The organism is Arthrobacter sp. 35/47 (assembly GCF_000520475.1).
Lineage (GTDB): Bacteria > Actinomycetota > Actinomycetes > Actinomycetales > Micrococcaceae > Arthrobacter_D > Arthrobacter_D subterraneus.
The window spans coordinates 90,395-98,935 of sequence record NZ_KI914613.1 but is presented as its reverse complement, the minus strand read 5'-3'; the positions used below and the strand labels follow the sequence as shown (position 1 = coordinate 98,935).

General features: G+C 66.2%; 8 protein-coding genes. 1 reads left to right on the top strand and 7 read right to left on the bottom strand.

Annotated elements, in window-relative coordinates; all coding sequences use genetic code 11:
* Positions 1–48: 48 nt before the first annotated feature.
* The 3 genes from X803_RS0112945 to X803_RS0112935 all read right to left on the bottom strand — a co-directional run bounded on the left by X803_RS0112945 (position 49) and on the right by X803_RS0112935 (position 4,019).
* Positions 49–2,313: a polyribonucleotide nucleotidyltransferase gene (locus X803_RS0112945; protein ID WP_026545462.1), complete on the bottom strand. Its 2,265-nt coding sequence runs from the start codon at positions 2,311–2,313 to the stop codon at positions 49–51.
* Positions 2,314–2,640: 327 nt separating this feature from the next.
* Positions 2,641–2,910, bottom strand: coding sequence for a 30S ribosomal protein S15 (gene rpsO / locus X803_RS0112940; protein WP_026545461.1), 270 nt, complete (start codon positions 2,908–2,910; stop codon positions 2,641–2,643).
* Positions 2,911–3,026: 116 nt separating this feature from the next.
* On the bottom strand, positions 3,027–4,019 hold the full coding sequence (locus X803_RS0112935; RefSeq protein WP_026545460.1) for a bifunctional riboflavin kinase/FAD synthetase: 993 nt from the start codon (positions 4,017–4,019) through the stop codon (positions 3,027–3,029).
* Between the two features lie 250 nt (positions 4,020–4,269).
* On the opposite strand from X803_RS0112935, the gene X803_RS0112930 reads away from it, so the two are divergent.
* Complete coding sequence (locus tag X803_RS0112930; protein WP_026545459.1) at positions 4,270–6,162, top strand: hypothetical protein; 1,893 nt, start codon at positions 4,270–4,272, stop codon at positions 6,160–6,162.
* On the opposite strand, the gene X803_RS19880 is transcribed toward X803_RS0112930, so the two are convergent.
* The 4 genes from X803_RS19880 to truB all read right to left on the bottom strand — a co-directional run.
* Entirely contained in the window at positions 6,159–6,758 is a 600-nt protein-coding gene (locus tag X803_RS19880; RefSeq protein WP_162149232.1) for a DUF4345 domain-containing protein, read from the bottom strand. The two genes, X803_RS0112930 and X803_RS19880, sit on opposite strands and share 4 nt — an antisense overlap.
* Positions 6,759–6,840: 82 nt before the next feature.
* A complete protein-coding gene (locus X803_RS0112920) occupies positions 6,841–7,299 on the bottom strand; it encodes a hypothetical protein (protein ID WP_026545458.1) in 459 nt (152 codons plus the stop codon).
* Positions 7,296–7,670 carry a hypothetical protein gene (locus X803_RS0112915; RefSeq protein ID WP_026545457.1) on the bottom strand — a complete coding sequence of 125 codons (375 nt, stop codon included), beginning with the start codon at positions 7,668–7,670 and terminating at the stop codon, positions 7,296–7,298. Before X803_RS0112915 ends, X803_RS0112920 begins: the two co-directional genes overlap by 4 nt.
* On the bottom strand, positions 7,670–8,541 hold an 872-nt coding region (gene truB, locus X803_RS0112910), incomplete at its 5' end, for a tRNA pseudouridine(55) synthase TruB (protein ID WP_084033739.1). The genes X803_RS0112915 and truB, both read right to left, overlap by 1 nt.

The following is an 8,541-nucleotide window of genomic DNA, read 5'->3' as shown; positions in this document are numbered from 1 at the left end:
ATTCAGTTCGCCGCGGAGCCGCCGGTTTATTCGTTGCGCGTGGTGGCGCTAGTTGTCGTCGCCCTCAGCGGACTCCGGGGTGTCGGCGTCTGCATCATCAGCTGCAGCGTCGGCATCCTCGGCGACCACGGGAGACAGCGAGAGCTTTCCGCGGTCGTCGATCTTGGTGATTTCGACCTGGACCTTCTGGCCCACGGAGACGACGTCGTCGACGTTGTCCACCCGCTTGCCGCCGGCCAGTTTGCGCAGCTCCGAGATGTGGAGCAGTCCGTCCTTGCCGGGGGTCAGCGAGACGAAGGCGCCGAAGGTGGTGGTCTTGACGACCGTGCCGACGTAGCGCTCACCGATCTCGGGGACCTGCGGGTTGGCGATGGCGTTCACCGCGGCGCGGGCGGCCTCAGCCGACGAGCCGTCAGTGGCGCCGATCAGCACGGTGCCGTCATCTTCGATGGAGATGTCGGCGCCGGTGTCCTCCTGGATCTGGTTGATCATCTTGCCCTTGGGGCCGATGACCTCGCCGATCTTGTCCACGGGGATCTTGACCGAGATGATGCGCGGAGCGAACTCGGAGAGCTCATCCGGAGCGTCGATCGCTGCCTCGAGCACGCCGAGGATGTGCAGGCGTGCTTCGCGGGCCTGCTTCAGGGCTGCGGCCAGTACCGAGGCGGGGATGCCGTCCAGCTTGGTGTCGAGCTGGATGGCGGTCACGAACTCCGCGGTGCCGGCAACCTTGAAGTCCATGTCGCCGAAAGCGTCTTCCGCGCCGAGGATGTCGGTCAGCGCAGCGTAGCGGGTCTGTCCGTCAACCTCATCGGACACGAGGCCCATCGCGATGCCGGCGACGGGCGCCTTCAGCGGCACACCGGCGTTCAGCAGGGACAGGGTGGAGGCGCAGACGGAACCCATCGAGGTGGAACCGTTCGAGCTGAGTGCCTCTGACACCTGGCGGATGGCGTACGGGAACTCCTCGCGGCTGGGCAGCACCGGAACAAGGGCCCGCTCGGCCAGGGCGCCGTGACCGATTTCGCGGCGCTTCGGCGAACCGACACGGCCGGTTTCTCCGGTGGAGTACGGCGGGAAGTTGTAGTTGTGCATGTAGCGCTTGCGCGTGACCGGCGACAGCGAGTCGATCTGCTGTTCCATCTTGAGCATGTTCAGCGTGGTGACACCCATGATCTGGGTCTCACCGCGTTCGAAGATAGCCGAACCGTGGACGCGGGGAAGCACCTCGACCTCAGCGGTGAGCTTGCGGATGTCGCTGAGCCCACGGCCGTCGATGCGTACCTGGTCGCGGAGGATCCGCTGGCGGACAACCTTCTTGGTGAGTGAGTTGAACGCCCCGGAGATTTCCTTCTCGCGGCCCTCGAACTGGCCGGACAGGGATTCGATGACCTCGGTGCGGTAGCTGTTCGCTGCGTTCTCGCGTTCCTGCTTGTCTGCGATCGTGAAGATTTCGGACAGACGCGATCCCGCGGAGCTCTCGACAGCCGCGAAGACATCGTCCTCGTAGTCCTTGAACACGGGGAACTCGACGGTGGGCTTGGCTGCCCGGCCGGCGAGGTCGGACTGGGCTTCGCACAGTGCACGGATGAAGGGCTTTGCTGCCTCGAGACCGTCGGCGACAACCTCCTCGGTGGGTGCGGTGGCGCCGTCGTTCTTGATCAGGGACCAGGAGTTGTCGGTGGCTTCGGCCTCTACCATCATGATGGCGACGTCGTCACCGACCACGCGGCCGGCAACAACCATGTCGAAGACGGAGTTCTCCAGCTCGGTGTGCTTCGGGAACGCGATCCACTGATCCTGGCCGCTTCCGTCGGAGACGAGGGCAACGCGGACGCCGCCGATCGGGCCGGAGAACGGCAGGCCGGACAGCTGGGTGGACATGGACGCGGCGTTGATCGCCACGACGTCGTAGCGGACGTCAGGGTTGATCGCCAGCACGGTGACCACAATCTGGACCTCGTTGCGCAGGCCCTTTACGAATGCGGGGCGCAGCGGACGGTCCATCAGGCGGCAGGCGAGGATCGCCTCGGTGGAGGGGCGGCCTTCACGGCGGAAGAACGAGCCCGGGATGCGGCCGGCAGCGTACATGCGCTCTTCGACGTCGACCGTCAGCGGGAAGAAGTCAAAGCCCTCACGCGGGGACTTTCCGGCGGTGGTGGCGGAGAGGAGCGCGGTGTCCTCGTCGATGTAGACCATGGCAGCGCCTGCGGCCTGCTGGGCTACGCGCCCTGTTTCGAAGCGCACTGTGCGCTGGCCGAACCGGCCGTTGTCAATGACGGCTTCGGCGAACTGGATTTCGGGACCCTCCAAGAGAGTCACCTCCGTTTCTTTGGTGGCGGAGGCAGACGGCGTTTTGCTGGTCAACGCCGTGAGGACGGGTTGTGGCACCCGGTCTTCGATCGAGGTCCACGGGAAAGACCATCACCTGATGGTGTCCCGGAGACCACTACCGAGGACCGCGAATGCCTGCGTGTCCGCCTGGCTCCTGGTTATGAAATTACTTCCTCCAACGGCGACTGCGTGGCCGTCAAAGATGGAAGGCGGTCCCTTCCCGAAGGAAGGCACCGCCTCACAGTCTAACGCTTCGCAACTTCCCCGAACTCGCTTCGCTCGCCCGGGGACCCCGCGTTTGCTTGCTTAGCGGCGCAGGCCGAGGCGCTCAATGAGCGTACGGTAGCGCGTGATGTCCGTGTCGCGCAGGTAGTCCAGCAGACGACGACGGCGTCCCACCAGCAGCAGCAGGCCACGACGCGTGTGGTGGTCGTGCTTGTGCTTCTTCAGGTGTTCGGTCAGGTCGAGAATTCGGCGGGAAAGCATTGCAATCTGCACCTCAGGCGAACCGGTGTCGCCCTCGGAGGTTGCGTATTCCTTGATGATTTCCTGCTTCAGAGCGGCTTCAAGTGCCACAAATAACTCCTATGAGTTGTACCGTGAACAAAGTAGATGCCGGTTCCCCTCGCAGATCGAGCGGAGCTCCGGCGGTGGTCCAGCAACCACGGACTGCAGCAGGACCTCGGTCAACTTTACCCGTAGGCACGCTGTTCTGTCGAAAGCACGGTGCGGGTCTGCGCGACGTCCAGGCGCATCTGGTCGATGAGGGCTTCCGGCCCGCGGTAGGCCACCATTCCGCGCAGCCGCCGCACGAACTCGACGATGACCGTCTGCCCGTACAGGTCAAAGACGTCGATTTCCTCCACCGGCCGGTCGATCACGTGCGCTTCGACCTGCCTGCTGACTCCTTCGAACGTCGGGTTGGAGCCAACCGAGATGGCGGCGGGCCAGCGAACCTGGCTGCTGTCGATGAGCCAGCCGGCGTAGATCCCGTCCGCGGGGATGAAGCCGGTTGATTCGGGCGCCAGGTTGGCGGTGGGGAATCCCAGCGCCCGTCCACGGGCAGCGCCGTGGACCACCTCGCCGCGCATCCGGTGCGGCCGTCCCAGGATTCGCGCTGCGGTCGTGACGTCACCGGCCACGAGGGCCTCCCGCACCCAGGTCGAGGAACAGCGGCGCTCACCGGCCGCGGCCGTCTTGCCCTGCAGGTTGGAGCCGAAGTCGTCAATGACAATCACGTCGAAGCCAAGCTGATTGCCGAGCGCCTGCATGGTGGAGAGGTCGCCCGAGTTGCCCCGCCCGAAACGTACATCGTGTCCGATGACCACCGCTTTGGCGCGCAGACCGTCAACCAGCACGCTTCGGACGAACTCCTCCGGGGTCTGGGCTGCCAGGTCGAGGGTGTAGTGCATCATCAGGAGGCCGTCGATGCCGGTATCGGCCAGGGTTTCCACCCTGTCCTGCAGGCCCATGATCAGTTCCGGCGCGCTTTCCGGCCGGTGGACCTGGGCGGGATGGGGCTCGAATGAGATGACGACGGCGGCGGCGTCCCGTTCCCTGGCCGCTTCGACGAGCTGCTGGAGCACACTCTGGTGGCCGCGGTGCACACCGTCGAAGTTTCCAATGGTGACAACTGCCGGACCGAAGCCTTCCGGCACATCGGCCAGGTCTCTCCAGTAGTACACGCATCTCCTCGGCGGTTGGGCGGGCAGCGGACGCCCTTCGGTCGTTCATTCATTATGGCCGATGCTTGCCTCGGGTTCCGACGTCCATGCCGGCGGGCACCGTCTTCTCCTCCACATCCGATCCGGTTTGGGGCGGGTTGTGCACATAGCCGCCTACCGGCACCGCCTCCGTACGCGGCGCGGTCAGAGTGGGATTCTGCGGGCAGCGCCGGTTGCAGCGCCGCCCTGAAACCTGATCTGGAGGACAGCTGTGCCATCTTCATTCCACCCTGCGGGATCCGCAGGAATCTCGCGGGCCGCCGGCATCTGGCTGCTCCTCGCTGCGCTGCTGTGGATTTCACCGGCCCCTGTGGCGTATTCCGCTCCGGGGGGAGGGGGCTGGACGCGTGCGGCCGGCATCCATGCCGCGGAGCACTTCGTGGGACAGTACACGGACTCCCGCGGCCAGGCCGCCTACTGTACTGACTTCGAGCGGATGTCCCCGGAGCAGTCGACGGGGTACGACGGCGGCCACACAGGTGCCTTCGTCCGCAGCGACGGCAGCGTGCTGACCACTGCCGAGAGCGCTGCGCTCTCCTACCTCCTGCACCGGTGGGGTGCCACGGCGGACAACGCCACGGCGGCGTCCGTGCAGCTGGCGGTCTGGGCACTGACCTCGCCCGGCATGGCCTGGGATTCAGCGGGAATGGATTCGATCCTCCGGACTGAAAAACTGCCGGCGGACGTCGTCACGAAGGCCCGGTCCATGACTGAGACAGCCTTCAACGGCGCCGGACCCTACACGGTGGACATCAGCCTGGAAGCGCCGGCCAGCGACGGAACCGTCACCGCCGTCGTCGGCGTCCTGGCCGCTAACGGACAGCCTGCCGCCGGGCTGGCCGCCGCGGCAGCACTCAGCGGGCCGTTTGCGCTGGCAGAGGGCTCAGCCGCCACCTGGACAAGCGCTGGAGACCGGCATCGGCTGAGCCTGCAGAGGACCGGACTTGGGAGCGGTTCCCTGAAGATCACCGTGCCCCGAACTCCTGCCGCCGGTGTGACGTGGCTGCTTCCGGAAAGCAGCAATGTCCAGCGGCTGCTGGTTGCCGCCGTGGTTGAGCCGCGCAGCGCAGCGGCGGCGATCACCGACCTCCCCGCCTTCCAGCCGGCTGTCACCACGAGGACCTCGGCCGCCCGCACCGATGCCGGCACGGCGGTGCATGATGTCCTCTCGGTCAGCATCGCTCCCCCGGCCAACGGCGGATCTGCGGCGTCGGCGCCCTGGCTGTCAGTGCCCGGAACCGGGGCGCCGGTATCTATCGAGGTGGTGTCCACGCTCTGGGGACCGCTTGATGCGAAACCGGTGCTTCAGGATGCAGTACCCGAGGGTACGGCGAGCGTCGGCAGTGTCTCCACCAGGGTGGACGGACCCGGCACCTACAGCACTGAGGGGCTCGTCGTTCCGGAGCCGGGGTGGTACGTCTGGACTGAATCCATCGCCGCCGCAAGCGCCCTTCCGGCTGAGGCAGCGGACTACGTGCTCGACTGGCAGGGGAAGTTCGGCATGGTGGAGGAGACCACGTTTGTCCCGTGGGCACCCGGGATCCGGACAGAGCTCTCCGCGCACGAAGCGCTGGTGGGTGAGCAGGTCACTGACGCTGTGACCGGAACCGGGTTCGGGCCATCCGCTGCTCCCGTCGGAGGGACGGTCACGCTGTCGATGTACGGTCCGCTGGCGGCACCTCCCTCGCTGCAGGAATCGGTCCCCGCCGATGCTCCGCTGCACTCCGAGGTCACGGTGGCGGCCGCAAATGGAACGCTGTCCAGTGAACCGTTTGCCGCCTTCACCCTTCCAGGCTGTTACACCGTCGTAGCGACCTACCCGGGCGACGAGCTGTCCAACCCCTATGCTTCGGCGTTCGGGGAACCGTCGGAAACCGTGTGTGTCGAGGCGGCATCCTCGGCGGAATCCGACTCTGCAGCGGCCGCCGTGCCGGTACCGCCGGCTGCTCCCGTGGCGGGTGCCCCGGTGGCAGGCGCCCCGGTGTCACATGCGCCTGCGGCACGGGCGGAGTTGGCGCAGACGGGTGCCCGCCTGGAGGTTGCGGCGGGAGCGGCCCTGGTACTGCTGGGCACCGGACTTGCCTGCCTTCGACGGCGGGTTTAGGACCGGGCGTCGTATTCGCGGCGAAGCGCGGTCGTCTTGGCGATGTACCCGTGCCACACGAGCAGCGCGGCGGGGAACGCCAGTTCCACCACCATAAGGATGATCAGGAGGTAGTGAGGGGTGCCGGAGAAAGCCCAGGAGAGAACCCTGCCGATCCCGCCGATGAAGACCATCAGGCAGACCAGCCACAGCATGTTTGCCCACTGGAACTTCACGGCGATGGTCACAAAAGCGGCGCCCACACCGATCATCATCGCGGCGAAGAACCGGAACTGGTTTTCGAGGGTCGGATTGACGGGACCGTCTCCGGTCTCGGGCAGTCCGGCCGTCCCGGTGATCAGGTAGTACCCACCGAACCCGGCGATGACGAGTCCAACCAGCACCACAACGGTCCGGAATACGCTCCAGTCGCTGCCGGATTTTTTCGCCTTGGCGGGTTTCGTCGAGTCCTTTTTGGTGGTCTTGCCTGCGGGCTGGCTGGAAGGAGACCGCCCGGAAGCGCCCGCCGGGCCGGAAGTTCCCGGCGTGCCCGGTCCTGGGGTCGGAGAAGAACTGCGACGATCCGGCTGCGTGTTGTCGGGGGTGTTGCTGCTCATGGTGTTCCCTCTGTGGTCGATGATCCGCCAGGGGCCGGGCCCCTGCAGATTCATCCTCTCACCCCTGAGGGTCCGGCGCAGGTCAGCTGACCCGGGCCACCGCACGGTGTCGGTACAACCACCAGAGGCCCAGCACCGGGAGAATCAGGGGAACAAACCCGTACCCACGCCCGTACACGGACCACACCGTATCGGCCGGAAAAAGCACCGGGTCAACAATGCTGAGCGTACCCACGGCGAGGACACCGATGAACTCCACGCCCACAGCAGCGAAGGACAACCAGAACCAACGCGGACCTGATCGGCTCAGCGAGACGGTGGCGAAAACGTACACCAGGGCAGCGATCGCCGTCAGTGTGTAGGCCAGTGGAGCCTCAGAAAACTTGGTGGCGATCTGGAATACGGCGCGGGCGGTCGCTGCCAGGGCGAATACTCCATAGACGGCGATCAGCAAGCGTCCGGGTCCCCGGCTGAGAGCCTCGGCAACCCCGGAACCGTCCACTTCCCGTGCTGTCCTGTCGGCTTCGGATCTCCGGGTCATGCCGGAACCGCCCCGTGCCAGATCTGCTCCATGCGGAACAGCATCACGAAAATGGTCGCGCCCACGGCGCCCAGCACCAGATTGCTCCACCGGGAACGCTCAAGGATTGCCCACCAGAAGGCACCTACCGGAATCAGCAGCGCCGTCAGCAGGTATCCCCAGAACTCCCAGACCTCGCCGGCCACCGGATCCCCGCCGGCCTGCCGGATGATCCCGGCCACCAGATATACCAGGAGGAACAGCTCCACGGCCGCCACCGCGAGGATGGTCACGTCGTTGGGAGGCTGCCGAAGAATCGCAGCACCAACGCACAACACAGTCGAGACAAGGCACACCACGGTGCCGGCCACGAAGAAACCGTCGACCACCATCAGCTGGCGGCCTCCCCCGGGGCGAAGACCAGGGCCGGTTTCGCCTCCTCGCCCCGCTGTTCCAGCAGCGCGATGAGCTCGCCGGTGGGAGCGAACGCCGCCACCGGCCGAAGCCCGTAACCTGAGGACGCGGTGTCACCGGCAGCATCATGGCGGATCCTGCGGCCGTGTGAGAGGTCCTGCGCTTCGGAAGCTGTCAGTTCACGAACCGGGAACAGTGCACGGGCGGCCTCATCAATTCCGAGGACGCGGAGATCCTGCGCGAGTTCCTCCAGTGTGGCCGCCTGGTCCAGGGTGTACGGACCCACCTCCGTGCGGCGAAGTGCCGTGAGGTGCCCGCCGACGCCGAGGGCCGCACCGAGGTCCCGTGCCAGTGCCCTGATGTAGGTACCGGAACTGCACCGGACGGTGACGTCGAGATCCTGGATGGCTCCCCCGTCCTGGCGCCGGATATCGGTGATGTCGAAGCTGTGCACCGTGACGGGGCGGGCCTGAAGGACCACGTCCTCACCGGAGCGCACGCGGTTATAGGCCCGCTGACCGTTCACTTTGATGGCGCTCACGCTGCTGGGGACCTGCGAAATCTCGCCGGTGAGTCCGGTAACCGCGGCCCGGATCGCATCGGCCGGGATGCTGCCGGCCGGGGTTGAGGCAGTCACGTCTCCCTCGGCGTCGTCTGTGATGGTGGACTGTCCGAGGCGGATCGTGGCCGTATAGGTCTTCGGCGTACCCACAATGTAGGTCAGGAGGCGGGTTGCGCGGTTGATTCCGACCACGAGGACGCCGGTGGCCATGGGATCGAGCGTGCCGGCATGCCCCACCTTCCGGGTGCCTGCCAGCCGCCGCATCCTGCCCACCACGTCATGGCTGG